General features: G+C 67.6%; 26 protein-coding genes and 1 other annotated feature. Of the genes, 14 read left to right on the top strand and 12 right to left on the bottom strand.

The genetic code is table 11. The features are described from left to right. Positions 1-16: 16 nt before the first annotated feature. Genes AC4PRM_RS12615 through AC4PRM_RS12590 form a run of 6 tightly spaced genes read right to left on the bottom strand, consistent with a single transcriptional unit; the run spans position 17 to position 5286 of the window. Positions 17-745 (bottom strand): 1-(5-phosphoribosyl)-5-[(5-phosphoribosylamino)methylideneamino]imidazole-4-carboxamide isomerase, encoded by a 729-nt coding sequence (locus AC4PRM_RS12615; protein WP_492040132.1) that lies wholly within the window; start codon positions 743-745, stop codon positions 17-19. After that, complete coding sequence (hisH, locus tag AC4PRM_RS12610) at positions 742-1344, bottom strand: imidazole glycerol phosphate synthase subunit HisH (RefSeq protein ID WP_492040131.1); 603 nt, start codon at positions 1342-1344, stop codon at positions 742-744. Before hisH ends, AC4PRM_RS12615 begins: the two co-directional genes overlap by 4 nt. Then, entirely contained in the window at positions 1341-2780 is a 1440-nt protein-coding gene (gene hisB, locus AC4PRM_RS12605) for an imidazoleglycerol-phosphate dehydratase HisB (RefSeq protein WP_492040130.1), read from the bottom strand. The genes hisH and hisB overlap by 4 nt, the downstream gene beginning before the upstream one ends. Continuing rightward, positions 2777-4084, bottom strand: a complete 1308-nt coding sequence (hisD, locus tag AC4PRM_RS12600; protein WP_492040129.1) for a histidinol dehydrogenase — start codon at positions 4082-4084, stop codon at positions 2777-2779. Before hisD ends, hisB begins: the two co-directional genes overlap by 4 nt. Beyond that, positions 4084-4965, bottom strand: coding sequence for an ATP phosphoribosyltransferase (hisG, locus tag AC4PRM_RS12595; protein WP_373256259.1), 882 nt, complete (start codon positions 4963-4965; stop codon positions 4084-4086). Before hisG ends, hisD begins: the two co-directional genes overlap by 1 nt. 9 nt (positions 4966-4974) lie before the next feature. Next, positions 4975-5286 (bottom strand): YerC/YecD family TrpR-related protein, encoded by a 312-nt coding sequence (locus tag AC4PRM_RS12590; protein ID WP_373256258.1) that lies wholly within the window; start codon positions 5284-5286, stop codon positions 4975-4977. 88 nt (positions 5287-5374) lie between these two features. Here AC4PRM_RS12590 and AC4PRM_RS12585 point away from each other — a divergent pair, with 88 nt between their 5' ends. Then, on the top strand, positions 5375-6592 hold the full coding sequence (locus tag AC4PRM_RS12585) for an NAD(P)/FAD-dependent oxidoreductase (protein ID WP_492040128.1): 1218 nt from the start codon (positions 5375-5377) through the stop codon (positions 6590-6592). Here the strand turns inward: AC4PRM_RS12585 and AC4PRM_RS12580 are convergent. After that, on the bottom strand, positions 6589-7536 hold the full coding sequence (locus AC4PRM_RS12580; RefSeq protein WP_487921558.1) for an aspartyl protease family protein: 948 nt from the start codon (positions 7534-7536) through the stop codon (positions 6589-6591). The two genes, AC4PRM_RS12585 and AC4PRM_RS12580, sit on opposite strands and share 4 nt — an antisense overlap. A 219-nt stretch (positions 7537-7755) precedes the next feature. Continuing rightward, positions 7756-8577 (bottom strand): LD-carboxypeptidase, encoded by an 822-nt coding sequence (locus AC4PRM_RS12575; protein WP_487921559.1) that lies wholly within the window; start codon positions 8575-8577, stop codon positions 7756-7758. A gap of 75 nt (positions 8578-8652) precedes the next feature. Between AC4PRM_RS12575 and AC4PRM_RS12570 the strand changes: the two genes are divergently transcribed. The 8 genes from AC4PRM_RS12570 (at position 8653) to AC4PRM_RS12535 (ending at position 18369) form a co-directional block, all read left to right on the top strand. Further along, a complete protein-coding gene (locus AC4PRM_RS12570; RefSeq protein WP_492040127.1) occupies positions 8653-10071 on the top strand; it encodes a glutamate ligase domain-containing protein in 1419 nt (472 codons plus the stop codon). 97 nt (positions 10072-10168) lie between these two features. Beyond that, entirely contained in the window at positions 10169-11776 is a 1608-nt protein-coding gene (locus AC4PRM_RS12565; RefSeq protein ID WP_492040126.1) for an ATP-binding protein, read from the top strand. Between the two features lie 82 nt (positions 11777-11858). After that, the gene (locus AC4PRM_RS12560; RefSeq protein WP_492040125.1) at positions 11859-13892 is read left to right on the top strand and encodes a TonB-dependent receptor; all 2034 of its coding nucleotides are present in this window, start codon (positions 11859-11861) and stop codon (positions 13890-13892) included. Between the two features lie 54 nt (positions 13893-13946). Next, positions 13947-14600, top strand: coding sequence for a PepSY-associated TM helix domain-containing protein (locus AC4PRM_RS12555; RefSeq protein ID WP_492040124.1), 654 nt, complete (start codon positions 13947-13949; stop codon positions 14598-14600). 21 nt (positions 14601-14621) lie between these two features. Further along, the gene (locus AC4PRM_RS12550) at positions 14622-15149 is read left to right on the top strand and encodes a DUF2271 domain-containing protein (protein ID WP_492040123.1); all 528 of its coding nucleotides are present in this window, start codon (positions 14622-14624) and stop codon (positions 15147-15149) included. A 15-nt stretch (positions 15150-15164) separates the two neighbouring features. Continuing rightward, a complete protein-coding gene (locus tag AC4PRM_RS12545) occupies positions 15165-15977 on the top strand; it encodes a DUF4198 domain-containing protein (RefSeq protein WP_492040122.1) in 813 nt (270 codons plus the stop codon). Between the two features lie 8 nt (positions 15978-15985). Further along, positions 15986-17002, top strand: a complete 1017-nt coding sequence (locus AC4PRM_RS12540) for an FAD:protein FMN transferase (RefSeq protein ID WP_492040121.1) — start codon at positions 15986-15988, stop codon at positions 17000-17002. Further along, on the top strand, positions 16999-18369 hold the full coding sequence (locus tag AC4PRM_RS12535; RefSeq protein ID WP_373256247.1) for a sulfite reductase subunit alpha: 1371 nt from the start codon (positions 16999-17001) through the stop codon (positions 18367-18369). The genes AC4PRM_RS12540 and AC4PRM_RS12535 overlap by 4 nt, the downstream gene beginning before the upstream one ends. A 43-nt stretch (positions 18370-18412) precedes the next feature. On the opposite strand, the gene ypfJ is transcribed toward AC4PRM_RS12535, so the two are convergent. The 3 genes from ypfJ to AC4PRM_RS12520 all read right to left on the bottom strand — a co-directional run bounded on the left by ypfJ (position 18413) and on the right by AC4PRM_RS12520 (position 20470). After that, positions 18413-19267, bottom strand: coding sequence for a KPN_02809 family neutral zinc metallopeptidase (gene ypfJ / locus AC4PRM_RS12530; protein ID WP_373256246.1), 855 nt, complete (start codon positions 19265-19267; stop codon positions 18413-18415). Between the two features lie 90 nt (positions 19268-19357). Beyond that, positions 19358-19756 (bottom strand): hypothetical protein, encoded by a 399-nt coding sequence (locus tag AC4PRM_RS12525; RefSeq protein WP_492040120.1) that lies wholly within the window; start codon positions 19754-19756, stop codon positions 19358-19360. Between the two features lie 57 nt (positions 19757-19813). After that, positions 19814-20470: a class I SAM-dependent methyltransferase gene (locus AC4PRM_RS12520; protein WP_373256242.1), complete on the bottom strand. Its 657-nt coding sequence runs from the start codon at positions 20468-20470 to the stop codon at positions 19814-19816. 54 nt (positions 20471-20524) lie between these two features. Beyond that, positions 20525-20578, top strand: a sequence feature (sul1 is cis-regulatory element that is thought to sense ions involved in sulfur or methionine metabolism; They are found in Alphaproteobacteria). 54 nt (positions 20579-20632) lie between these two features. On the opposite strand from AC4PRM_RS12520, the gene AC4PRM_RS12515 reads away from it, so the two are divergent. From AC4PRM_RS12515 to AC4PRM_RS12495, 5 genes are all read left to right on the top strand, one after another. Further along, a complete protein-coding gene (locus AC4PRM_RS12515; RefSeq protein ID WP_492040119.1) occupies positions 20633-22114 on the top strand; it encodes a SulP family inorganic anion transporter in 1482 nt (493 codons plus the stop codon). 67 nt (positions 22115-22181) lie between these two features. After that, a complete protein-coding gene (locus AC4PRM_RS12510; RefSeq protein ID WP_492040118.1) occupies positions 22182-22619 on the top strand; it encodes an acyl-CoA thioesterase in 438 nt (145 codons plus the stop codon). Positions 22620-22689: 70 nt separating this feature from the next. Continuing rightward, the gene (locus tag AC4PRM_RS12505; protein WP_492040117.1) at positions 22690-23103 is read left to right on the top strand and encodes a hypothetical protein; all 414 of its coding nucleotides are present in this window, start codon (positions 22690-22692) and stop codon (positions 23101-23103) included. After that, positions 23100-23297 (top strand): helix-turn-helix transcriptional regulator, encoded by a 198-nt coding sequence (locus tag AC4PRM_RS12500; protein WP_373256239.1) that lies wholly within the window; start codon positions 23100-23102, stop codon positions 23295-23297. Before AC4PRM_RS12505 ends, AC4PRM_RS12500 begins: the two co-directional genes overlap by 4 nt. Positions 23298-23330: 33 nt before the next feature. Further along, complete coding sequence (locus AC4PRM_RS12495) at positions 23331-24269, top strand: alpha/beta fold hydrolase (protein ID WP_492040116.1); 939 nt, start codon at positions 23331-23333, stop codon at positions 24267-24269. 4 nt (positions 24270-24273) lie between these two features. On the opposite strand, the gene AC4PRM_RS12490 is transcribed toward AC4PRM_RS12495, so the two are convergent. Continuing rightward, entirely contained in the window at positions 24274-25104 is an 831-nt protein-coding gene (locus AC4PRM_RS12490; RefSeq protein ID WP_492040115.1) for a DUF3298 and DUF4163 domain-containing protein, read from the bottom strand. Position 25105 lies beyond the last annotated feature (1 nt).

Genomic DNA, 25105 nt, shown 5'->3' with positions numbered 1-25105 from the left:
GATGCAAAATGGGCCGTCATTGCAACGCCACCGCTTCGTCCACGGTGAACCGCCCCTCATAGATGGCCCGGCCGACGATGGCACCGTCGCAGCCGATGGCGCGGGCGGCCTTCAGGTCCTCCAGCGAGGACACGCCGCCCGAGGCCTGAACCTTCAGGTCGGGCCGACGCAGGATGATCTCGGTCAGCAGCTCCAGATTGGGACCGGTCAGGGCCCCGTCGCGGCCGACATCGGTGACCAGCAGGTGCCTGGCGGTCCCCGCCGGATAGCGGTCCAGCGCGGCCCACAGGTCGATGTCTGCCGCCTGGGTCCAGCCCTTGAGCGAGGGCACCCAGCGCTCGCCGTCGGCGCGCACGTCGATGGCCAGGGTCAGGCGCTCCGGCCCGAACTGCTCCAGCCAGCCTGCGACCGTATTCGGGGCCGAGACGGAGAGGGAACCGACCACCACGCGGCTGACCCCGGCGTCCAGCAGGGCCTGGACATCCTCGGCGGATCGCACCCCGCCGCCGGACTGGATACGGATGTCGATGGCCCCGGCCAGTTCGCCGATCAGGGCGTGCTGGACCGCGTGGCCCGCCTCGGCCCCGTCCAGATCGACGATGTGCGCCCACTGGGCCCCCGAGGCGACGAAGCCCGCCAGGCGCGCGGCCGGATTGGTGTCATAGGCGGTCACCTGATCGAACCGCCCGTGCATCAGGCGCACGGCGACGCCGGCTCTCAGGTCGATGGCGGGATAGACGATCATGCGGGCAGGCCCAGAAAGTTTTGCAGGATGCGCGCCCCGGCCTTGGCCGAGCGCTCCGGATGAAACTGGCAGCCCCAGCGGTTGGCGTTGCGAACCACGGCCGGGACGACGGTGCCGTAGTCGGCGCGGGCCAGGGTGGCCGGGCCGTCGGGACAGACGAAACTGTGCACGAAATAGGCCCAGTCGCCAGGCTGGACGCCCTCCAGCAGGGGGTCGTCTTGCACGACCTCCAGGCGGGACCAGCCCATGTGCGGCACGGGCAGGGAAGGGTCGATTTCGAAGCGTGTGACGTGTCCGGGAATGAGCCCCAGAGTCTCGACGCCGTCGCCCTCGGCGCTGGCGTCGAACAGCAGTTGCTGGCCCAGGCAGACGCCCAGCAATGGGCGTGGAAAGGCGCGGATGGCCTCGACCAGGCCCAGGGTTTCCAGACGCTCCATCGCATAGGCGGCGGCCCCGACACCGGGCAGGATCAATCGTTCGGCGTCGGCGATGTCGGCGGGATCGCTGGTCAGACGCACGGATGCCCCCAGCCGTTCCAGAGCGAACTGGACCGAGGCGACATTGCCGGCACCGTAGGAGAGGACGGTGACGGGGATCACAGAACCCCCTTGGTCGACGGCACGACGTCGCCCTCGACGCGGATGGCCTGACGCAGGGCGCGGCCGAAGGCCTTGTAGACCGCCTCGGTCTTGTGGTGGTCGTCATTGCCGGTGACGCTGATGTGCACCGCCGCCCCCATGGCCTCGGCCAGCGAGCGGAAGACGTGGGCGGTGAGATCGGTCCGGTAGTCGCCGATGAAGGGCGTCGTGAACGTCCCCTCGAACAGCGGATAGGGACGACCCGAAAGGTCGATGGACACCGAGGCATTGGCCTCGTCCATCGGCAGGACGAAGCCGTAGCGGGCGATGCCGCGTCTTTCACCGAGGGCTTGTTTCAGGGCCTGACCCAGGGCGATGGCGCTGTCCTCGATGGTGTGGTGCGGATCGGTGTGCAGGTCGCCCTCGCACGACAGCCGGATCGAGAAGCCGCCGTGCGCCGCCACCTGCTCCAGCATGTGATCGAAGAAGCCGACGCCGGTGTGGATACTGACCGGGCCGGTCGCGTCCAGATCGACGGCGCAGACGATACGGGTTTCCTTGGTGTCGCGTACGGCCTGTCCGGTGCGGTTGGCGCGGGTCTGGCCGGGAGCCAGGTCGAGCGCGGCCAGCAGGCGGTCGTTGATCTCCGGGCGCGAGGAGACGGGCAGGCGCAACCGTTCGCCCGCCTGTTCGGCCACGACGCCGAACCGGGCCAGGGCTGTCAGCACGGCGGCGGGATCGGAGGGGCGGACCATGAGGACAGGGCCGACACCGGCCTCGACCGTCATCTCGCGGGCGATGGCTTTCGAGAGCCGCTCGCGTTCGCGCACCGTGGCGGCGATGCGCTCGCGGGTTTCCAGCAGGCGCGACGGGTCCAGGGCCTGAAGCGCCAGACGAATGCTGACCTCGGGCAGGGCGTAGGGTTCCATGACCGACGCCAGGCGAGCCAGGGTCTGGGGTTGTCCCAAGGCCGCCCCGACCCGCGCGCCCGCCAGGCTATAGGCCAGCGACAGGCTGCGCAGCACCACCAGATTGGCGTGGTCGCCGATGACGGTGGCCGCCGACGCGGCAGAGGTGAACTCGGCCATGCCTTCGTCGACGATCAGCAGGGCGGGGGCGACCCGCTCGGCCATCTCGGCCACGGCGTCGGGCGAGCCGAGGGCGCGCAGGATGACGGCCCCGGTCTCGGCGGTGGTGCCGCGCCGGGCATAGATGTCCGCCAGCGTGGAATAGGGCTGGGCCTTCGGGGCCTCGACGGCCATGCCCTCGCGCGCGGCGAGGCGATAGACCAGCTCCAGCCCATGGGTCAGGCCGCGCACGGGCAGGACCTGATCGATGGCGACGCCATAGATCTCGGCCATGCGGGCGGCGAGCGCTGCGGGCTGGGCCGGATAGCGGTCCAGCCCTTCGCCGCCGGAGACGAGGGGCGCGAAAGGGGCGGGCAGGTTGGCGATCATGCCTCGACCCTCAGATCCGCCGCCCGTGCGTGCGCTTCCAGACCCTCCAGCCGGGCCAACCGGGCCGCGACGGGGGCCAGGGCGGCCGCGCCTTTCTCGGACACCGACTGCACCGACATGGACGTCATGAAGCTGGCCGTGGTGACGCCGCCCAAAGTCCTGGCCCCGCCGTCGGTGGGCAGGACGTGGCTGGGGCCGGCGGCATAGTCGCCGAGCGTCTCGGCGGCATAGGCCCCGACGAAGACGGCTCCGGCGGCGGTGATCTTGTCCACACGCGTCTCGGCGTCCTCGGTCTGGAGCGCGAGGTGTTCGGGGCCATAGGCGTTGGAGACGGCGCAGGCGGTGTCCAGGTCCGGCACCCGGATCGCGCGGGCTTCGGCCAGGGAAGCGCGGGCGATGTCGGCCCGGGGCAGGGTGGCGATCTGTTCGTCCACCTCGGCGAGGATTTCGTCGATCATCCGCTCGCTGTCACAGACCAGCACGACCTGGGCGTCCGCATCGTGCTCGGCCTGGCTGAGCAGGTCGGCGGCGGCCAGAACCGGATCGGCGCGGCGGTCGGCGATGACCAGCAGTTCGGAGGGTCCAGCCGGCATGTCCACGGCGGGACCGCCGGGGCGGTTCGATGCCTGTTTCTTGGCCTCCGCGACCCAGGCATTGCCGGGGCCATACAGCTTGTCGCAGGGCGGGATGGTGCCGTCCTCCAGTTCGGCCCCGAAGGTCATGGCGGCGATCGCCTGGGCCCCGCCGACCAGCCACAGGTCGTCCAGACCGGCCTCTGCGGCGGCGAAGATCATGGCGGGATGAGGGGCACCGGACTTGGACGGAGGGGTCACGGCGATGCGGCGACCGACGCCCGCGACCTCGGCCGGAATGGCCAGCATCAGCAGGGACGAAAACAGAGGGGCCGAGCCGCCGGGCACATAGAGGCCGACGGTGGACAATGGTCGCCAGACCAAGCGCGAGCGGACGCCTGGCGTGATCTCGACCCATTGGGAATCCTCGGGCCGCGTCGCCTGATGGAAGATGCGGACGTTTTCTGCCGCCATGCGGATGGCGCGGGTGTCGGCGGGGGCCAGCGCGGAGCGCGCCTCGGCCACGACATCGGGGGTCAGGGCCAGGCGACGCGGCGGGGCACCGTCCAGCTTGACGCTCCAGTCCGTGACGGCCTGACCGCCGCGGGCCTGCACGTCGTCCATGATCTGGCGGACCGTGTCGGTGACGCGGGTTTCGGTGCGTTGGCGCGGACGAGCGAGCGCTTCGATGCGGCCGACGTCGTCCAGCGAATTCCAGTCGAAGCGCTTCATCACATCATCTTCTCGATGGGCAGGACGAGAATGGCCGAGGCCCCGGCGGCCTTCAGCTTCTCCAGCGTCTCCCAGAAGACGGCCTCCTGACAGACGGCGTGGACGGCCACGGCATCGTCGCGGCCCGACAGGGGCATGACGGTGGGCGAGCCTGCACCCGGCAGGATGGCGGTGATGGCATCCAGCGCCGAGCGCGGCGCGTTCAGCATCACGTACTTGGCTCCTTGCGAGGACACCACGCCACTCATCCGCTCGATGATGCTGTCCAGCAGGTGCGCCAGGCCCGGTTCCGGGGCGACGGGTGAGCGGATCAAAACGGCCTGGCTGTCCAGCACCGTGTCCTTGGCCACCAGGCCGTTGGCCTCCAGCGTCGCGCCGGTGGAGACCAGGTCGCAGATGGCGCTGGCCAGCTTCAGCCGGGGCGAGACCTCGACGGCCCCGCGCATGGTGACGATGTCCGCGCCGACGCCGCGCTCATTCAGATAGCGGCGCAGGATCTTGGGATAGGAGGTGGCGATGCGCAGCCCCTCAAGCGATGCCGGGCCGTCATAGGCCAGGGTCGGGGGCACGGCGATCTTCAGCGTGCAGCGCCCGAAGCCCAGGGGCATGACGACCTCGGCCACCGGGCCGCCGTTGCGCGCCTCCTCCAGCACATTTTCGCCGACCACGCCCAGGTCACAGACGCCATCCGCCACAAAGGTGGGAATGTCGTCGTCGCGGACGCGCAGCAGGTCGATCGGATAGTTCTCCACCCGATACAGCAGGTCGTTATTGCCCTTGATGACCCGCAGGCCCGCGTCGCGGACGAGGTCCAGGCTGCGTTCCGACAGGCGGCCGGATTTCTGGATGGCGATGCGAAGTCGCCCTTGCACGGTACTCATGTAATCAACTCAGCCTTTGATCCGGTCCAGCACCAGGCGGTAGCCTTGATGCGGCATTTCCTTGAGGTAGCGGGCGACCCGCACGACGGTGGTGGGGCTGGCATGGGCCTCCACCGCGATTTCGCGATACGACTTGCCGCCGCTGTCCAGCAGACGGGCGACCTCCCAGCGCTCGGCGAAGGCGCGCAGTTCCGCCGGGGTGCACAGGTCGTTCAGGAACGCCTGAACCTCCTCGCGAGTCTTCAGCGTCAGCAGGGCGTCATAGAGCGCGACCCTGCTCACGGTCGTGTCGGCGGCGGGGCGGGTCGCGGCGTCGGTCATGAAGCGTTCCACTATGGTGTAACGCTGGAACGGTCAAGGGGCGAAGTTCGGGATGGAAAGGTGTCGCAGGCCTCTCTATCTGAGCCTCATGGACAAGGTTGTGATCATCGGCGCGGGGCATGCGGGCGGGACGGCAGCGGCGCTGCTGCGGCAGTACGGATTTGAGGGGCAGATCGTGCTGGCGGGATCGGAAACCGTGCCGCCCTATCAGCGTCCGCCCCTGTCCAAGGCTTGGCTGAAGGGACATGCGGAGCGGGACGATCTGCTGCTGAGGCCCGACAGCTTCTATGTCGAACAGAATATCGATCTGCGGCTGGGCGTGACGGCGACCGCCATCGATCGGGCGGGGCGCAGCGTGGCCTTTTCGGACGGCACGACCGAGACCTATGACGCCCTGATCCTGGCCACCGGCTCGGTGGCCCGCAAGCTGGCCATTCCCGGGGCTGATTGGCCCGAACTGATCGAACTGCGGACGCTGGAGGATGCCGAACGGCTGAAGGCGGTGCTGGGGCCCGGCAAGCGGTTGGCGGTGGTCGGCGGTGGCTATGTGGGGCTGGAGGCAGCGGCGTCGGCCCGCGCCCTGGGGGCCGAGGTCGTCGTGATCGAGCGGATGGAGCGGGTGCTGGCCCGCGTGGCGTCGGAGACCCTGTCGACCTTCTTCACCGCCTGGCATCGCGCCCAGGGCGTCGATATCCTGACCGGGGCCGAGGTGACGGCGTTCGAGGAGGACGGCGTTCGGCTGGCTGATGGACAGCTGATCGAGGCGGATGCGATTCTGGTCGGGGTGGGGGCCATGGCCAATGAGGCGCTGGCGCACCAGGCCGGGCTGGAATGCCTGAACGGCATTGTCGTGGATGAGGCGGCGCGGACCAGCGACCCCGCCATCTGGGCCATAGGCGATGCGACCCACCGCCCGATCCCGGTGCATGGGGCGCTACGCCACCGGCTGGAGAGCGTGCCCAATGCGCTGGAGCAGGCCAAGCAGGCCGCCGCCGCCATCACCGGACGCCCCGCGCCCGCGCCCGAGGTTCCGTGGTTCTGGTCCGACCAGTATGAGCTGAAGCTGCAGATCGCGGGACTGCCCGACGGGGCCGACCGCCAGATCGTGCGCGGTGTGGCGGACGTTGATGCAGATCCCGTCGGTTTCGCCGTCTTCCATCTGGCGGGTGACCGGATCGTGTCGGTCGAGGCGGTGAATGCGCCGGCCGAATTCATGGCGGGCCGGCAGCTGATCGCCCGAGCCACTGTGGTGGATGCGGACAAGCTGGCAGACATGTCGGTGTCGATGAAAGCTGTGGCGGCCTAACCCACCGTCAGGTCGAGCTGCCGCGAGATCAGCAGCCGACCGGCCCCCAGGTCCAGGGCCGCACGACGCCCGGTGAAGGCCTCCATCCCAACCAAGCCGTCGGGGAAGTTCGGCAGGGGCGGCTGTTCGAAGACGCCGATCTGGACGCGGTGGTACAACTGGTCGGCGAAGGTGACGGTGCGGGCCTCGACGGTATCGGCGCGCATGGCCCCGCCCAGGACCAGGCTGATCCCGCTCTCGCGCGGGCGACCATCCAGCAGGCCCACGCCGGCGGCCGACCTTTGCGAGACGCTGAGCAGGGCAGATGAGCCTGTGTCGATGACGGCCTGCAGCGCATTGCCCTCGATCGTGACCTCGGCGCTCAGGGCGTTGCCGTCCCGGACCACGGGCACCTCGATCATGTCTTCGGGTTGGACGAAGGCATCTGGCGTGATCAGCCGGACGTGCCGACGATCCGCATCCAGAGCCAGGATCAGATGCTCCAGCACGTCGCGCCCGAGGATCAGTGGCGTCGCCAGACCCTCCTCGGCCGCCAGCGGACCGAGATCGAGGATGGCGGCGCGAAGGCCTGCGATCTGCAGTCCAGGCAGATCGACGTCCAGGGTCGTGCCGCGCCCGACCTGGGAGCCGCCGCCGACGCCATAGGCCAGCATGGGCATGTCGAACATCGACCTCTGCCGCTCCCCCAGACTGGCAACGAAGGCGCGGTCGACGGCGGAATACTGGGCCCCTGTGTCGATCAGGGCGATGACGTCCCGGCCCTCGATCGTCGCCCGGATGGTCGGCACATTGGCTCGGCGAGCATAGGGGGTCCACGGCGTCGCATGACCGTCGGCAAAGGTCAGGTCGGGCCTTGGCCAGAGCAGATTATCGCGGGCCCACCAGGCCGCGCCGGCGACGGCGGCCAGTCCTGCGGCGCGGATCAGGAGGTTGCGGCGGTTCATGCCGCTTCAACATGGCGGCTGGGGCGGGGCGATGCCAGAGCGCGTTTGTCGCGGGCAACGGCGACCTGATGGATGCCCCCCGACATCCATCAGGCCCCTTGGCCGAACCTGACGTCCCGGACGCCCGGCTCGCCGTCCGTGTGCAACCGGACGCAAGGCAAAAGGACCACGAGTGCAGAGCGCCGTCGAACCCCTTCACCCGACAGGCGAACAGTCTGGCTAACGCGGGCCGAAGGGCACGATCCGGTTGGCGGTATCATGACCGATGTCGGCGGTGCCCAGCCAGGCGATGCCGGAACGCGCACACCAGTAGCGGACGATTTCCTCCGCCGTCAGGCCGAAGTCGGGATCGTTCTCTACGATGTCTGACACCCGCCCCAGCCGGATGCCCGCAACGCGGCGGATCGACGCCTGGCCGGTCAGGTGAAACATCATCCTGTCGATCCGGTACAGCGGCTCTGCCACATCCTCCAGCATCAGGACGTGCCCCGTCAGATCGGGCTCCAGCGCCGTGCCGACGAGGGCGTCCAGGATGCTGAGGTTGAAGGCCACAGCGGGCCGCGGATCGGTGTGCAGCGTCGGCTCCCACCCTTCGCGGTCGCCCTTGGTCAGCCAGCGCAGTGCACGAAAAGCGGCGGCATCCTCGCGCACGGCGTCCGACGCCATGGGACCGTGGGCCAGATGGGGAAAACCGGCCTTGTAGAGTAGGGCCAGCAGGCTGCCCGCATCCGAATAACCCAGATAGCGTTTGGTCCGCGCCACATCGGTCAGGCGCGGCAGGACAGCCTCCGCGATGCGGCACGACCCATAGCCGCCGCGCGCGAACCAGATCGCATCCAGCCGCGGGTCGTTGGCGAACTCCACGAAGGCACTGGCGCGCGTCGCGTCATCGCCGCCGAAATGCCCGTGTTTCAGGAAGCAGGCCGGGTGAAAGACCACAGACACGCTGCCGTCCGGATAATGATCGGCCATCCAGGTATGGACAGCCTCGGCGCGACTGCGGTCGAAGCGGGAGCTGGCGTTGACGATGCCGATCTTCATAGGGTGTGGTCTCGCGCCTTGCCCGTGCTAGTCAGGCCGCCCGACATTCCCCGGTTTCGCCCCCCGAGATCAAGCGTGCATCAAGACGACTATTTCTTCTGCGGTATCGGCGGCTCGGGCATGCTGCCCCTGGCCCTGATCGTTCAGTCGCGTGGCGGCCATGTCGAGGGCTCGGATCGGTCCAACGACCAGGGGCGCACGCCGGAGAAGTTCGACTGGCTGCGCGGTCAGGGGATCGCCTTGCATCCGCAGGACGGATCGGGCGTAACCCGCGCTGAGCAGGTCGTCATCGCCACGGGTGCGGTCGAGGATACGGTGCCCGACATCGGCGCGGCCCGGCGGGTCGGCGCACGCATCGTGACCCGACCGCAGATGTTGTCACAGCTGTTCAACGCCGCCCCGACCTCGGTCGGCATTGCTGGCACCAGCGGCAAGTCCACCATCACCGGCATGGTCGCCTGGATCCTGCATCAGGCCGGGCGCGCGCCGACCGTCATGAACGGGGCGGTGATGAGGAATTTTGTCGATGGCGATCACCCGTTCGCCAGCGCCCTGATCGGCGGTCAGGACCTGTTCGTCTCGGAGGTCGATGAATCGGACGGCTCCATCGCCGCCTATGACGCGACGGTGGCGGTGGTCTCCAATATCTCGCTGGACCACAAGTCGATGGAGGAGTTGCGCGATCTGTTCGGCGGCTTCGTCCGGCGGGCCGACCGGGCTGTCCTGAACCTCGACAACCCGGAGACGGCGGCTCTGGCACAAGGCCTGGTCGAGGCGGGGAGGCCTGATGCGGTTCTGACCTTCGCTCTGGGGAACGAGGATGCCGATCTGTCGGCGCACGATCTGGTGCCGCAGCCGACAGGGATGACCTTCAAGCTGAAAGATCGCAAAAGCGGCGCGAACCTGCCCGTGACCCTCAATGTGCCCGGGGCCCACAATGTCGCCAATGCCCTGGCGGCCTTGGGCGCGACGACGGCGCTGGGTGTGCCGTTGGCCGAGGCGGTCGCGGCGCTGGAGACCTTTGCCGGTATCCGGCGGCGCATGGAGGTGGTGGGGACGGCCGGCGGCGTCACCGTCATCGACGATTTCGCCCACAACCCCGACAAGATTGCCGCCACCCTGAAGACCCTGCACGCCTTCGACGGGCGGCTGCTGATCCTGTTCCAGCCGCATGGCTTCGGACCGCTGAAGCTGATGAAGTCTGAGTTCATCGAAGGGTTCGCCGGTCTGATGCGGCCCGACGATGTCCTGCTGATGCCAGAGCCCGTATACTATGGCGGGACCACGGATCGCAGTGTCGGCAGCGAGGACATAGCGGCAGGCGTGCGAGCCCATGATCATCGTGCCGAGGCTCTGGCCACGCGACAGGCATGCGGCGACCGCCTGATCGCGCTGGCGCAAGCGGGCGACCGGATCGTGGTCATGGGCGCGCGGGACGACACCCTGTCCGATTTCGCAGCGAACCTCGTCGAGCGGCTGAAACCGTCCGCTTAAGGACTGTATTTAAACAGAATATCGCGAAAGTTTCATGAACGGCAAAGCTGCCGTTAAAGGTCCCGCGTCTATGGCTCGCTGCCCACAGGAGTAGCGTATGGCCCGGATCGGAGACTTTGCCAGCGTCGCGCCCCCCGTGGGCCCCGACACGCCCGGCGCCGAAGTCTTCGACCGCTTTCAGCGTGAGGCGGACACTCTGGTTATCGCTGTTGTCGATGAAGAGATGCGGCCGATGGGCCTTATCGAGCGCAATGCCTTTACCCTGAAGATGGCCGCCGAGTTCGGGCGCGCCCTGTATGCCCGCCGCCCGGCATCGATCTTTATGGATGCTAGTCCGCGCGTGCTGGACGCCGATGCAGACGCAGAAATCCTGTTCGAAAGTATAGATGCGGCCAATCTGGGCGGGCTGCTGAACGGTTTCGTGGTCACACGGGCGGGCCGATATCTGGGCGTCGGCGCGGGGGTGCATGTGCTTCAGGCCGGCAGCGCCATCCACAAACGCCGGGCAGAGGCCATGAGCGAACTGGCCCAGGACCTGGTTCGCGCCGAGGCCGAGGCTCGCGCCTCCAGCCGTGCCAAGTCCGAGTTTCTGGCCGTGATGAGCCATGAGATCCGCACGCCCCTGAACGGCGTACTGGGTGTGGCCGCCCTGATGGAGCGTGAGCTGACCCAGGAGACGATGCGGCCCTATGCGCGGACCATTCTGGATTCGGGCCACAGCCTGCTGCGACTGCTGACCGATGCTCTGGACATGTCCAGGGCCGAGGCCGGGCTGATGAGTTTCGAGACCGCGCCCGTCCACATCGACGGCATCGCTGCGGATCTGGCTGCCCTGTGGACACCTCGGGCCCAGGAGAAAGGCCTGATCCTGAGTATTCGCTGTGACACAACCGGTCATGACTGGGTCATGGGCGACGAGATGCGGCTGAAGCAGTTGCTCAACAATCTGATCGGCAACGCCTTGAAGTTCACCCGAGCCGGTGAGGTCTCCGTCCATCTGGCCAGCGCCTGGCGCGATGGCGTGGTTGGATTGACGGGAACGATAGACGACAGTGGCCCGGGTATCGACGAAGCGACCGCGCGAACCATCTTCCAGCCCTTCAACACAGGCAAGGCCGGTCGCGAGGGGGCGGGAGCGGGTCTGGGGCTGGCTATCTGTCGCCAGATCGTCGAGCGGATGCAGGGCGCGCTGGCTGTGGAGCGATCGCCGCAGGGTGGTGCACGCTTCCGCTTTGAACTCGACCTGCCCTGCGCCGGGCCGGAAATGCGCGGCGCGGTTGAGGCGGTGCCTGAACCGACGCCGCACGAGACCTTGCATGTTCTGGTGGTCGACGACAACGCCACCAATCGGTTCGTCGCGGGCAAGTTGCTGGAGATGTTCGGCTGCACGCACGAAACGGCCGAGGACGGGGCGCAGGCCCTTGAAAGCGTGGGTCTGCGGCCCTTCGACCTGGTCCTGATGGATGTGAAGATGCCGGTCATGGACGGCGTGCAGGCGACACGCGCCATCAGGGCGTCGGGCGCAACGCAGGCCTTGATCCCCATCGTCGCCCTGACAGCGAATGCCGATCCGCGTGACGAAATCGAATATCTGGCGGCAGGCATGAACGGCGTTGTTCAGAAACCCATTCAGCCGGATGTGCTTCTGGCGGCTATCCGACGCGCCCTGACGCCTGTCGCCGCCGAGGTATCGCGGGCGGCCTGAAGTTCCGGGCGGGTCGCTCTGACGCGGCCTAACTCGTCTTGGGCCACGCAACCCCTTTGCCTTTGCGGTATTGTCGCGGGCAATGATCCAGCTTCCTCCTCCCCCTCCGCCCGCCGTATCCCAGTTGCCAGAGGTGGTGGTCACCGCCGCCCGGCTGCCTCCCGCCGCCAGTGAAGCCGCATTTTCGGTAACGCGACTGACTGTCGGCGATCTTTCGGATCAGGCGCGGCTGGACGAGGCCCTGGCCCAGGTTCCGGCCGTGTCGCTGTTCCGGCGCACGACCAGCCTTGCGGCAAATCCGACGACCCAGGGCATATCACTACGGGCGATCGCGCCGTCAGGTGCCGGGCGAACGCTGGTGACGCTGGACGGTGTGCCTTTGAACGATCCTTTCGGGGGCTGGGTGATCTGGTCCCAGGTGCCGACCGAAAGCCTGTCCGGTCTCGATATCGTGCGCGGGGCGGGCGCGGGACCTTATGGAGCCGGAGCGCTGACGGGGGTGATCGCCTTGCGTGAGCGGGACAGTGGGTCGGTGCTGGATGTGTCGCTGGCCGAGCGTGGCGGCGCGCGGGCAGCGGGTGCGGGCGTTGCGATGCTGGGGCCGGTGCAGCTTGTCGGCTCGGCCCTGTATGAGACCAGCGACGGCTATGTGCCGGTGCGTGGCGATGCGGCCGGTGCGGCGGATACGGCGCTCGATCTTGAGGTGAAAAGCGCGGCTTTGCGGGCCGATGTGCCGGTGGGCGCTGCGACGGTCTCGTTTCGCGCCTCGACCTTCGAGGAAGAGCGCGGCTCGGGGCTGGCCGGGGCGCGGGCGACAGCGTCGGGCAACAGCCTCAGCGTGACGGCGGCGACAGCCCCGATGATCGACCGGCCGGGCTGGCGGTTGCAGGCCTGGCGTCGGGAGAGCGATCTGGCCAATACCTCCGTGGCCGTCTCGGCGGACCGGGCCACGACGACGCCCGCCAACGATCAGTTCGAGACGCCTGCCACCGGCTGGGGCGTGAACGCGGCCTTGCGCGGGATCGGGGATGCCGGTTTCGGCGGGCGGCTGGAGTGGGAGGTCGGGGCGGATGCGCGGCTGGCCGAGGGCGAGACGCGCGAGCGGTTCCGCTACATGAACGGCGCTTTCACGCGTGACCGGATCGCGGGCGGCGAGACGACGGTGGCGGGGCTCTATGGCGACGGGTCATGGACCTCGGGGCCTTGGCTGGTTGCCGGTGGCCTGCGCTACGACCGCTGGTCCACAAGCAACGGAAGACGGTTCGAGCGTGATCGGGCGACGGGTTTGCCGACGCTGGACGAGACAGATCCGGACCGGTCGGGCGAGGTGGTCAGTGCCCGTCTGGGCATAAGGCGCGATCTGGGCGGCGGGCAGACTTTACGCGCGGCGGCCTACAGCGGGTTTCGTCCCGCGACCCTGAACGAGCTGCACCGACCGTTCCGCGTCGGCAACGACCTGACCGAGGCCAATGCGGCGCTGGAGCCCGAACGTCTGACCGGCGTGGAGGGCGGTTGGGGATGGAGCGGGGAGAACGCGTCCCTGTCGGCCACCGTCTTCTGGAACCGGATCGAGGACGCCATCGTCAACGTCACCATCGGCCAGGGGCCCGGCACCTTCCCCCGCGCGGGCTTCGTCCCGGCGGGCGGGGTGCTGCGCCAGCGCCAGAATGCGGGGACCATCGAGGCGACGGGGCTGGAGGTCGACGGGCGCTTGGCCTTGAGCGAGACTCTGTCCCTGCGAGGGGCCGTGTCGGCCACGGATGCGCGGGTCGACGGCGGCCCGGCGGCGGCGCAGCTGACGGACCTGCGTCCGGCCCAGGCTCCGATCTGGAGCGCGACGGCCGGGCTGGAATGGTCGCCGATGGATCGCCTGACCCTTGCCGCCGACGCACGCTGGGAGAGCCGCCGGTTCGAGGACGATCTGAACAGCAGGGTGCTCGAGGCCGCGGCGACGGTCGATGCGCGTGTGGAATGGGCGGCGTCGCCGTCGGCCACTTTCTGGTTGGCCGCCGACAATCTGTTCAACGCCGATGTCGAGGTGGCCGAGACGGGAACGGGCGTCGCCTCATTCGGCCCGCCGCAGACGCTGCGCGTCGGGATCAGACTGGCGCGTTAGAGGGCTCACAGACCCCCACTTGCAAATGGTTCTCACTTTCGGCAAATAACGCTGGTGACCGATACCGCCGCAGCCCCTGCCAAGCCCAAAGCCGCCCTGAACGCCAAACGGTCGTTCTGGCTGAAGCAGTTGCATCAGTGGCATTGGATTTCGGCGGCGATCAGCCTGGTCGGCCTGTTCCTGTTCGCAGTCACCGGCATCACCCTGAACCACGCGGCCTCGATCCCGGCCACGCCAGTCGTGTCCGAACAGACCGCCACCCTGCCCGCGCCCCTGGTCGAGCGGCTGGAGGCCTTTCCGGAAGAGACGACCGATCCCGTGCCCGACGCCGTCGCCCGCTGGGCCTCCGAAGCGCTGAAGGTCTCCATCTCTGGTCGCCCGACCGAGACGACGCCGGACGAAGTCTACGTCGCCCTGGCCGAGCCGGGCGGCGACGGGTGGCTGACGATCGACCGCGCGACGGGCGAGGCGGTGCATGAGCGGACGACCCGAGGCTGGGTCGCCTATCTCAACGACCTGCACAAGGGGCGCAACACCGGGGCGGTCTGGTTCTGGTTCATCGATGTGTTTGCCGTGGCGTGCATCGTTTTTGCGGTCACCGGTTGCGGCCTGACCTGGCTGCATGCGCGTCAGAGGCCCTCGACCTGGCCGTTGCTGGGGCTTGGTCTGCTGATCCCCGTCGTCATCGCCCTCATCTTCATTCACTGACCGCTCACCGGACATTCGCCCATGCGCAAGCTCACCCTCGCACACGCCCTGCCCGTTCTGGCTGCTACCGCCGCGACCGCCGTCGCCGGACCGGCCTTGGCGGCCGACCTGAATGTGTCGGTCGAGATTCCGCGCCTGTCGGGCGCCTCCTATCACCGCCCCTATGTGGCCGTATGGATCGAGCGACCGGACAATATCGCCGTGCGGACACTGGCCGTCTGGTATCAGCAGACCGCCAATAACGAGGGCGACGGCAAGGACTGGCTGAAGGACATGCGGACCTGGTGGCGGCGCGGGGGTCGCGCCATGACCATGCCCGCCGACGGCATCTCCAGTGCCACCAAGGCCCCTGGCCGTCACACCGTGAGCCTGCCAGGTGCACGCCTGCGTGATCTGCCTGCCGGTCAGTATGTCATGGTCGTCGAGGCCGCCCGCGAACTGGGCGGACGCGAAGTCGTGCGCGTGCCCTTCCGCTGGGGCGGGGCCAATACGGCCCGGGCTACCGGCTCCACCGAACTGGGCGCGGTCAGCGTCACCGTCACCCGCTAATCAGGAAGGACCGTCATGAAGAAGTCGATCGCTCGCACTCTCGCCATTGGGGCTGCCTTGGCCGCCCTGGCCGCGCCGCTCACCGCCCAGGCTCACCGCGCCTGGCTGGCCCCGACCGCCACCGTCCTGTCGGGCTCCGACGCCTGGGTCGGGTTCGATGCGGGCATGTCCAACGGGGTCTTCATCCCCGACCATGCCGCGATGAATCTGGCCGGGCTGGTCATCACTGCCCCGGACGGCTCGACCGCTGCGCCCGAGAACATGATGCGGGCCCGCTATCGCTCGTCGTTCGACCTGCATCTGACCCAAGCCGGCACCTGGCGCGTGGCCAATGTCATGAGCGGCGTCGTGGTGAGCTACAAGGAAAACGGCGAGCAGAAGCGCTGGCGCGGCACGGAGGTCGAGATGGCCGCGGCCATCCCGGCGGGCGCGACCGATGTGTCGGCCACCCGCTCCGACAGCCGGATCGAAACCTTCGTGACCCTGGGTGCGCCGAGCACGACGGCCCTGGCTCCAACCGGCAAGGGGATTGAGCTGGTTCCCGTGACCCATCCCAACGACCTGGTGGCCGGTGAGGCCGCGACCTTCAAACTGGTGCGCGACGGCCAACCCGCCGCCGATCTGGACGTCACCATCGCACGCGGCGGCACCCGCTATCGCGACAATCCCGAGGAGATGACGGTCAAGACCGGCGCCGACGGCAGCTTCACCGTCACCTGGCCAGAGGCCGGCATGTACTGGATGAATGCCTCGGTCCGGACGCCCGCCCAGGGCGATCAGATGGCTGCCAGCGCCCAGTACAACGGCGTCGTGGAAGTGCTGCCCTGACTGACGCAATGCCGAGCGACGCGGGCAACCGCGTCCTGATCCCGATCCACGGCCGCCTTCCCTCGCGACCGCCCGGCCGGACGATCTGGGACTTCGCGGGCCAGAGCATGGGCACCGATTGGTCGGTGCGTCTGGTCGCGCCGACCGGTCGCACGCGTGCAGAGCTTCAAGCATCGATCGATGATGAACTGGCGCAAATCATCGCCCTGTTCAGCCATTGGGACCCGACGTCGGAACTGTCGCGCTGGAATGCGGCTCCGGCAGGCTTCTGGGCTGTGTCCGAACCGTTCTGGTCCGTGCTGAACGCGGCCATGGACCTGGCCGACGACACCGACGGCGCGGTCGATCCGACGCTGGGGGCGCTGGTCGATCTATGGGGCTTCGGTCCGCCCGGCCCGCGCACCGGCCTGCCGAGCGATGAGGAGATCGCGGCTGCCCTGTCCGTCAGCGGCTGGCGGTCTTTGCGGCTGAACCGCGAGGCGCGGGCGGTGCAGCAGGTCGGCGGCATGAAGCTGGACCTGTCCGGAATCGCCAAGGGCCATGCTGTGGACCGCGTCTCCGAACGGCTGACGGCGCTGGGTGCGACCTCGCATCTGGTGGAGATCGGCGGCGAGCTGCGGGGCGCGGGCGTCAAGCCCGATGCCCGTCCCTGGTGGAGCGAACTTCAGGCCGCGCCCGGCGCGCCGGGCCCACGCACACTTGCGGCCCTTTTCGACATTGCGGTGGCCACCTCCGGAGATTGGGTCCGTCGCTTCAATGTCTTCGGCCAGACCTATGGCCATACGCTGGACGGTCGTACGGGTCGGCCCCTGACCCACGGCCTGGCATCGGTCAGCGTCTTTGCCGACACCGCGATGCGCGCCGACGCCCTGGCCACAGCGCTGATGGTCATGGGGCCAGTGGATGGCCCCGCCTATGCCGAGGCCACCGATCTGGCGGCCCTGTTCATCGTGCGAACTGCCGAGGGCATGACCGAACACCTCAGCCCCGCCATGATCGCCATGATGGAAGAGGGCGCGGAGTGACTGCCGATCCCGTCCGCTGGCTGTGGGCCGCCGTGGCGGTCGCGCTTTGGTTGGCCGTCATAGCCGCCGTGGTCGTCGCGCGCAGACTGGCTCGCAGCAGAGACACCGCCAAGGCTACAGCCCTAGCCCCCACAGAGGGTCAGGCCGACGTGCTGGTCGCCTTTGCCAGCCAGACGGGGCTGGCGGAGGAACTGGCCTGGATGACCGCGCGCAGTCTATCCGAGGCCGGGACATCCACGCGCGTCGTGCTACTGGGCGACGTCGACGCGGCGGAGTTGCGACGCGTGGGTCAGGTCTTGATCGTGGCCTCTACAACGGGCGAGGGGGATGCTCCCGACAGTATGTCCTGGTTTGTACGCAAGCAGATGAGCACGCCCGCCGACCTCTCCGGCCTGCGCTACGGGCTGCTGGCGTTGGGCGACCGGACGTATGCCGGGTTCTGCGGTTTTGGCCGGGCGCTGGACGGATGGCTACAGGCCTCGGGCGCGAGCCGACTGTTCGACACGGTCGAGGTCGACAACGGAGAGACTGGCGCGATCCGGCACTGGCAGCATCAGCTTGGCCTGCTGACCGGCCATGCCGTCCAGACGGACTGGACGCCGCCTGCCTATGATCGGTGGAGGTTAGTTGATCGCACTCACTTGAACCCCGGCAGCCCGGGCGGGGAAACCTGGCGGCTCATTCTTGAACCGATCGATCATGCGCCGGCCTGGGTCGCCGGTGACATCGCGGAGATCGGCCTGCCAACGCGCCAGAGCCATGCGGCTCTTTCCCGCGAATACTCGGTTGCGTCTCTCCCCTCAGAAGGTCAGGCCGTCCTTGTCGTGCGCCGCATGATCGCGCCGGATGGGACACCGGGACTGGGCTCCGGTTGGCTAACAGGCGACCTCGTAATCGGCGGCGAGATCGGCATGCGCATTCGGACCAACCGCAGTTTTCACGGGCCCGGTGTCGATGTTCCGCTGATCCTGATCGGAAATGGCACGGGCCTGGCGGGTCTGCGAGCACATCTGAGGGCACGTGAAGGGAGGGCTCACGGCGGCAACTGGCTGATGTTCGGCGAGCGTACCCGCGCTCATGACGCCCTGCTGGATGATGAGCTGCAGGCTGCCTTGGCGTCGGGTCTTTTGACGCGTCTGGAGCGCACGTTTTCGCGGGATGCAGATGACGGCCGCTATGTTCAGGCTTTGATCGATGAGCATGGGACAGATGTTGCTAACTGGATCGAACGGGGAGCCACGATCATGGTTTGCGGCAGTCTGAACGGCATGGCGGCGGGCGTGCATGAAGCACTACAGGCGGTGCTGGGCAGCGAGGGTTTACTGGCCCTAAGCGAAGCGGGACGGTATCGTCGCGACGTCTACTAGAGCTCGGACCAGCGGGTGTGGTGGGCCGTTTCGTTCGTCCTGATCAGACCATGCCGTCAATATCGCAGGCGGCCGGATCGCCCGTCTCATAGCCACGACGCAGGGCGGCGACCCGCTGGGCCGAGGAGCCGTGGGTGAAGCCGTCGGGCTGGACCGCGCGACCGCTGCGTCGTTGCAGATTGTCGTCTCCGATGGCCGAGGCCGTGCGCATGCCTTCTTCCAGATCACCTGCCTCAACGGCCACCTGACCATTGGACACGGCCGAGGCATTTCGGGCCCACATTCCGGCATAGCAGTCCGCCTGAAGCTCCAGCGCCACCGAATAGCGGTTGGCTTCGGCCTGACCCCGCGCCTGTTGCTGCGCGCGCCGAGCCGCTTGAGACGTCCCCGTCAGAGTCTGGACGTGGTGGCCGTATTCGTGGGCGATGACATAGGCTCGTGCGAACTCGGCACCCGAGCCGCCCAGGGACGTCTCCAGCTCCTGCCAGAAGGACAGGTCCAGATAGACCTGCTGGTCGGCGGGACAGTAGAAGGGGCCCATGGCGGCCTGTCCGGTGCCGCAGGCCGTGCCCGTACCGCCTTCGTAAAGGACGACGGTGGGAGGCTGGTAGCCTTCCATCTTGGTGCGCCAGACGTCGTCGATGTTTGTACCGATGACATCGACGAACTGACCGGCCTGGTCCTCGGGACTGCCCGCCTGGCCCTGTTCGCTGGAGGCGGTGGCCCCGCCTAGCTGGCTGGTGATCTGCTGGGTCGTGGAGGGGTCGATACCGAACACGAAATAGCCGATGGCGGCGATCACCAGACCGCCGATGCCCAGACCGCCAACAGCAACGCCGCCGCCCATGCCGCGCCGGTCATCGATGTTGCCGCCACGCCGTCCGCCCTGCCACCGCATGCTCGTTCTCCCTCGTCCCCGAAGCCCTCAATGGCCCAAGCTAGGCCGGAACGCCGCAGTCAGGGAAGGGATGCAGTGCGATCGCGCTGTTCAGGGCAAGGGGCGGTCCAGCCAGCTGTCGATCTGGCCCACAGCCTCTGCATCCGACCGGCGACGCTGTTCCGCGGCCTGTCGCATTGCGCGTTCCTGTTCCGGGGTGCGCAAGGCGGGCAGGGGCGCGGGTTGAACCGGCTCGGGCTGGCGCGCGGAGACGATGCGGTCGCGGGCGATCTGCGCCTCCATCTGGCCCAGCTGCGCCTCCAGCCGACGCTGATCGGCCTGAAGCCGCAGACGGTCCATCTCCATCCGGTTCTGGTCCGCGCGATAGCGCTGGGCATCGATGGCTGGCGCGCCGGGGCGGACCTGCCAAGCGGGCGGCGGGGTCTGAGCCTGAGCTGCGCCTGTCACCGTGACGCCGAACAGGGCAGGGAGGATCAACAGACGCTTCATGAGCTGAATATGATCCTGACCGGCCCGGACACCAAGCGGAGCCGCTGGAAGGACGTGTCAGTGCGGGCTCAGCGCCCAAACCCGCGTGCGCTTGACCGCCATGTCTTCCAGTTCGCGCGTCGTCGGCACCTGATATTCGGCCAACAGGTCGAAGCCGCTCTCGGGAAAATAGGTCCGGATCGGATCGCCGACCAGCACACGGATGCCGCGCCCCTGCGCCTCGCTCAGCCAGACCAGAACGCGCTCTGCCATGGGCTTTTCATAGAAGACGTCGCCCGCGCAGATCACATCAACATCGGGCGCGGGGGCGTCCAGCAGATTCTCAACCGTGAACGCGGCCTCGACGTCGTTCAACTCCGTGTTCAACGACACCGCCGCCTCGCAGAATGCGTCGATGTCGGCACAAAGGACAGATGCCGCGCCGGCTTTCATCGCTGCGATGCCGACCAGGCCCGACCCCGTGGCAAAGTCCAGAACCCTCTTTCCCGCGACCTCCTGCGGATTGTCCAGCAACCACCGCGCCAGCCCCTGTCCGCCCGACCAGGCAAAGGCCCAGAAAGGGGGCGGCAGTCCAATCTGTTCCAGCGCTTCCTCGGTCAGTCGCCAGATCGGCGTCACCTCGTCCGCCAGCCACAGCGAGATTTCCGGCGCATGCGGCACCGTCTGTACGCGGGTGTTGTCGCGGATGAAGGCCACGGGGTCGGCGATCGTCATGAAGTCGTCGGTCCTTGCCAAGTTCGGTCTTTTGCTGCATCTGCGAAGGCGTCACAAGGACCCGGCTTGATCGGGTGGCTATCCCGGGCGCCGATCCCTCGGGAAACCTGAACGGACACGAAGCGCACTGCGCCGGTCCGTTATGAGACTGACCGGGACCGAATGACCATCCTCGCTTCCGCGCGCCAGCAATGGCTCGCCAATCCCCGCCGCGATCTGCTGGCGGGCACCGTCGTGGCCCTGGCCCTGATCCCGGAGGCCATCGCCTTTTCGATCATCGCCGGGGTCGATCCGGCGGTGGGACTTTACGCCAGCTTCGTGATCGCCGTGACCATCGCCTTCGTGGGGGGGCGACCCGCCATGATCTCCGCGGCCACCGGGGCCATGGCGCTTCTGATGGTCACCCTGGTGCGTGACCACGGGCTGGAGTTTCTGTTTGCCGCCTCCCTTCTGACCGGCGTGTTCCAGATCATCATCGGCCTGTTCAAGCTGGGCCGGTACATCAAGTTCGTGTCGCGCAGCGTCATGACCGGCTTCGTCAACTCCCTGGCCATATTGATCTTCCTGGCCCAGATGCCCGAACTGATCGGGGCCAACTGGCAGACTTTTGCCCTCGTGGCTGTGGCGCTGGCCATCATCTACGGCGTGCCGCGCATTACCAAGGCCATCCCCTCGCCGCTGATCGCCATCGTGGCCCTGAGCGCCTTCGTGATCTGGAGCGGGCTGGATGTTCGCACGGTCGGCGACATGGGCCAGATGCCGTCGACCCTGCCGATGTTCCACATCCCGTCCGTGCCCCTGACTTGGGAGACGCTGATGATCATCGCGCCGGTATCTGCGACCCTGGCCTTCGTCGGCCTGCTGGAGAGCCTGCTGACCGCCAACCTGCTGGACGATATCACCGACACGCCGTCGGACAAGGACCGCGAGACGCGCGGCCAGGGCATCGCCAACATCGCCTCGTCCCTGTTCGGCGGCATGGCGGGCTGCGCGATGATCGGTCAGTCGATCATCAATGTGACCAGCGGTGCGCGCGGGCGACTATCGACCCTGTGGGCTGGGCTGTTTCTGCTGTTCTTGATCCTGGTGCTGCAGGACTGGGTGGCGCGGATCCCGATGGCGGCCCTGGTGGCCGTCATGATCATGGTCTCGGTCGGGACCTTCGACTGGGGTTCGGTGATGAAGCTGCGCTCTACCCCGATCCAGTCCTCCATCGTGATGATCGCCACCACTGCGACGGTGGTGATCACCCACGACCTGTCTAAGGGCGTGGTGCTGGGCGTGGTGCTGTCGGCCATCTTCTTCATGCGCAAGGTGGGCAAGACCGTCCTGGTCGAGGAGATCGAGACACCGGAGGAAGGTCGACTGCGCTATCGGGTGACCGGCAATCTGTTCTTTGCCTCCGCCGATGTCTTTGCCGCCGCCTTCGAGCATCATGGCCATCCGACCCACGTCGAGATCGACATGACGCAGGCCCATCTGTGGGACCTGACCGGGGTCGCCGCAGTGGACAAGGTCGTCTTCCGCTATCGCCGCCAAGGAGCCGAGGTCGAGGTCATCGGCATGAACGCCGCCGGCCGGACCCTGATCGACAAGGTCGGCCGTCATGACAAGGCCCATCTGCCGACAGCGACGGCGCACTAGGGCGGCGGTCGAGGGTGTTGACCACCGGCCGTGGCTTGTCATTCTGGACGGGTCACGGAGAGCCTGAATGCACGATCGGCCTGAACGCGCCCAGTTCCGCTTCTTTCATGACCTGCGGGTCCGGTGGGGCGAGGTGGATGCCCAAGGGGTGGTGTTCAATCCCAACTATCTGGTGTTCGCCGACGTGGCGGGAACGGAATATTTGCGGGCCATCGGGGCGTTCGGGGCTGATGTGTCGGACCTGTTCGTCGCCAATGCCAACGTCAACTTTCGTCAGTCGGCCCGGTTTGATGATGAACTTGCGATAGGGGTGCGGGTGGCCCATCGCGGGCGGACCAGTTTGCTGTTCGTGATTGCCATGTGGCGAGACGATACGCTGATCGCGGACGTGGCCCTGACCTATGTCCGCGTCGACACCCTGACGGGAAAGACGGCTCCTCCAGACCTCGTCGTCAGCATGATCGAAGCGTACGAAGGCCATCCCCTCGACGTCAGGCCGTCCTGACGAAAAGTCAGGTTGACATGACAAATGGCTGATGTAAGGTGAGCCTTACACAAAGTCAGGAGAGGCTGTCATGTTGAGTGTCTGGACCAGGGGCGGGACGGCGGCGCACCGTCGATATGTGTTGCGCACCTTCGCCTTCATGATCCCCTATATGCTGGTCTGCATTTCGATGATGGCGACGGACGTCTTCGACGAGGTGATAGGAAAGCCCGCAGGATGGGTCCTGGCCGCCGCCGTGTCCGCGCCGATCATCGGTCAGATCTGGGCTACGCTGAGCCTCATCCGTGATAGCGACGAATTCGTTCGGGCGGTGACGGCCAAACAATTCATCGTCTCGGCCGGGATCGCCATGGCCCTGGCGACCTTCTGGGGCTTTGCCGAGAGTTTCGCGGCGGCACCGCATATTCCCGCCTGGCTGATCTATCCGCTGTTCTGGGCCAGCTTTGGCGCGGTATCGCCCTTCATCAAGGCCAGCAACGGATGAAGAACCGCCTCAAACTCCTGAGGGTCGAGCGCAACTGGACCCAGGAACAGCTGGGTCAGGCGCTGGGGGTCTCACGCCAGGCGGTCAATGCTCTGGAGACCGAGAAGCACGACCCCTCGCTGGACCTCGCCTACCGCATCGCCGTGCTGTTCGAGCGGCCGGTGGAAGACATCTTCGAAAACCCGCACGGCTGAGGCCGGCGACAACCCTCAAAACTGGAGACTGATATGTTGAACGCCTTCTTCAAGGCGCGGCCCCGGCTGCGTGCTGCCCTGTTCGGACTGGCCGTCTGCGCCCCCTGTTTCGCTGTCGGTGTAGGGCAGGCCTTCGCTCAGGCACCGGACGCTGTCGCAGCCCCTGCCTTTGATTCTGACCGGATGTCGGTCGAGGTGGTCGGGTCCGGCCCTGACGTCATCCTGATCCCCGGCTTCGCCTCCTCTCGCGAGGTCTGGCGAACCGAGGCGGACCGGTTGAAGGCTACGCACCGGATGCATCTGGTCCAGCTGGCCGGTTTCGCAGGCGAACCCTGGACCCACGCCGACGGTCCCTTCGTCGCGCCGATGATCGAGGAGCTGGCGCGCTACATCCGCGACACAGGGCTGGAGAAGCCCGCCGTCATCGGCCATTCGATGGGCGGGCTGAGCGGCATACTGCTGGCACAGGCGCATCCCGATCTGGTCGGGCGGGTCATGAGCGTCGACAGCCTGCCCTTCTTCAGCGCCCTGTTCGGACCACAGGTCACGGCCGAGATGGCGCGTCCGTTCGCCGATCAGGCCGCGCAAAGCATGCTGAACCCCGATGCCGACGCCTTCCGGGCTGGTCAGGCACAAGGCGCCGTGGGATTGGCCCGCGATCCTGCGACCCGCTCCGCCATGGTCGATTGGTCCATGGCTTCTGATCGTCAGGCCCTGGCCTCCGCCATCCGCGAAGTCATGACGACGGACGCGCGCCCGGCCCTGGCCAATATGACCACGCCGGTCTGGGCGATCTATGCCTCGGATGCGAATGGCGGTGCGCCTGCCGCCATGGCTGACGGCCTCTGGACCCGCGAATACGCCACCTTGCCGGGCGTCCATCTGGAGCGGGTCGACGACAGCCGCCATTTCATCATGGCCGACCAGCCGGAGCGCTTCGCTGCCATCGTGGATCGGTTCCTGGCCGAATGACCGCCTACCGCGTGGGGGTGACGTCCCCCGCGCGGCTCAGATCGCCTGCGAACTCCCCGGCCCATTGAGGAGCCAGCAGGGTACGGAACGTTGAGGCGGGCAGGGCGATCTCATAGGCCCCGTCGGAATAGGGGCCGATCTGATAGGGGCCGACTAGAAACGTCAGCCCCGCCGCCTTGCCCGGCACCGATCCACCGGTCAGTACGAAGGGGGTCGCTGATGCACGGGGGCAGGACCAGTCGGAACCGGTCAGCGTCACAGGCGCGCTGCCCGGCGACCGGGCCGTCTTGGCCGTGTTCAGGGCGGCGCACAGGGCGCGGTCCAGCGCCGTCATGTCGGCTCCCGTACGGAACAGGGCAGTGCCGGAAATCTGCCGCTTGGCCGTCTTGTCCCACAGCAGGCCGCTGGCCAGCGTATTGGGGTGGGCGCCGCCGGAATAGTCGAAGTCCACGCGCTTGAGGCTGAGCAGGCCGCCGGTCTCGCCCGCAGCGGTGACGGTCACGGTCTTCTCATAGGGGGGGCGATCCTCATCGAAGCCGGCCTCGGTGCGTTCGCCCTGCGCGCCCTCGATAAACTGGCGCAGGGTGCGGACCTCACCGGCATACAGACTGGCGTGCAGGTCGGGCTGGCTCTTGATGGCGTCGGGCAGGGTCAGCTTGACGTTGGCATAGGGGGTTTCGCTGTCGAAGCTCATGGGGGCCGCAGCAGAGGCGGGGGCCACGACCGGAGCGGCGTCTGGTGCCGGGGCGTCCGGCGCGGTCTCGCGGTCGCGGTTGCAGGCGGCGACGGTCGCGGCGACGGCGGCGGTCAGGATCAGGGCGCGGACGGTCTTCATG

The sequence above is a fragment of the Brevundimonas sp. DW-iso22 genome, assembly GCF_058725425.1.
The sequence above is the reverse complement of the archived record's forward strand: the minus strand, read 5'-3'. Positions and strand labels throughout refer to the sequence as shown.

Excerpts from the sequence above, each read along its gene's own strand:
- AC4PRM_RS12550 (WP_492040123.1), top strand. The coding sequence starts at position 14,622 with ATGCGCAAGCTCACCCTCGCACACGCCCTGCCCGTTCTGGCTGCTACC.
- AC4PRM_RS12510 (WP_492040118.1), top strand. The coding sequence starts at position 22,182 with ATGCACGATCGGCCTGAACGCGCCCAGTTCCGCTTCTTTCATGACCTG.
- ypfJ (WP_373256246.1), bottom strand. The coding sequence starts at position 19,267 with ATGCGGTGGCAGGGCGGACGGCGTGGCGGCAACATCGATGACCGGCGC.
- hisG (WP_373256259.1), bottom strand. The coding sequence starts at position 4,965 with ATGAGTACCGTGCAAGGGCGACTTCGCATCGCCATCCAGAAATCCGGC.
- AC4PRM_RS12585 (WP_492040128.1), top strand. The coding sequence starts at position 5,375 with ATGGACAAGGTTGTGATCATCGGCGCGGGGCATGCGGGCGGGACGGCA.
- AC4PRM_RS12520 (WP_373256242.1), bottom strand. The coding sequence starts at position 20,470 with ATGACGATCGCCGACCCCGTGGCCTTCATCCGCGACAACACCCGCGTA.
- AC4PRM_RS12515 (WP_492040119.1), top strand. The coding sequence starts at position 20,633 with ATGACCATCCTCGCTTCCGCGCGCCAGCAATGGCTCGCCAATCCCCGC.
- AC4PRM_RS12545 (WP_492040122.1), top strand. The coding sequence starts at position 15,165 with ATGAAGAAGTCGATCGCTCGCACTCTCGCCATTGGGGCTGCCTTGGCC.
- hisD (WP_492040129.1), bottom strand. The coding sequence starts at position 4,084 with ATGAAGCGCTTCGACTGGAATTCGCTGGACGACGTCGGCCGCATCGAA.
- AC4PRM_RS12540 (WP_492040121.1), top strand. The coding sequence starts at position 15,986 with ATGCCGAGCGACGCGGGCAACCGCGTCCTGATCCCGATCCACGGCCGC.
- AC4PRM_RS12615 (WP_492040132.1), bottom strand. The coding sequence starts at position 745 with ATGATCGTCTATCCCGCCATCGACCTGAGAGCCGGCGTCGCCGTGCGC.
- AC4PRM_RS12500 (WP_373256239.1), top strand. The coding sequence starts at position 23,100 with ATGAAGAACCGCCTCAAACTCCTGAGGGTCGAGCGCAACTGGACCCAG.
- AC4PRM_RS12490 (WP_492040115.1), bottom strand. The coding sequence starts at position 25,104 with ATGAAGACCGTCCGCGCCCTGATCCTGACCGCCGCCGTCGCCGCGACC.
- hisB (WP_492040130.1), bottom strand. The coding sequence starts at position 2,780 with ATGATCGCCAACCTGCCCGCCCCTTTCGCGCCCCTCGTCTCCGGCGGC.
- AC4PRM_RS12565 (WP_492040126.1), top strand. The coding sequence starts at position 10,169 with ATGGCCCGGATCGGAGACTTTGCCAGCGTCGCGCCCCCCGTGGGCCCC.
- AC4PRM_RS12575 (WP_487921559.1), bottom strand. The coding sequence starts at position 8,577 with ATGAAGATCGGCATCGTCAACGCCAGCTCCCGCTTCGACCGCAGTCGC.
- AC4PRM_RS12590 (WP_373256258.1), bottom strand. The coding sequence starts at position 5,286 with ATGACCGACGCCGCGACCCGCCCCGCCGCCGACACGACCGTGAGCAGG.
- AC4PRM_RS12505 (WP_492040117.1), top strand. The coding sequence starts at position 22,690 with ATGTTGAGTGTCTGGACCAGGGGCGGGACGGCGGCGCACCGTCGATAT.
- AC4PRM_RS12560 (WP_492040125.1), top strand. The coding sequence starts at position 11,859 with ATGATCCAGCTTCCTCCTCCCCCTCCGCCCGCCGTATCCCAGTTGCCA.
- AC4PRM_RS12580 (WP_487921558.1), bottom strand. The coding sequence starts at position 7,536 with ATGAACCGCCGCAACCTCCTGATCCGCGCCGCAGGACTGGCCGCCGTC.
- AC4PRM_RS12495 (WP_492040116.1), top strand. The coding sequence starts at position 23,331 with ATGTTGAACGCCTTCTTCAAGGCGCGGCCCCGGCTGCGTGCTGCCCTG.
- AC4PRM_RS12525 (WP_492040120.1), bottom strand. The coding sequence starts at position 19,756 with ATGAAGCGTCTGTTGATCCTCCCTGCCCTGTTCGGCGTCACGGTGACA.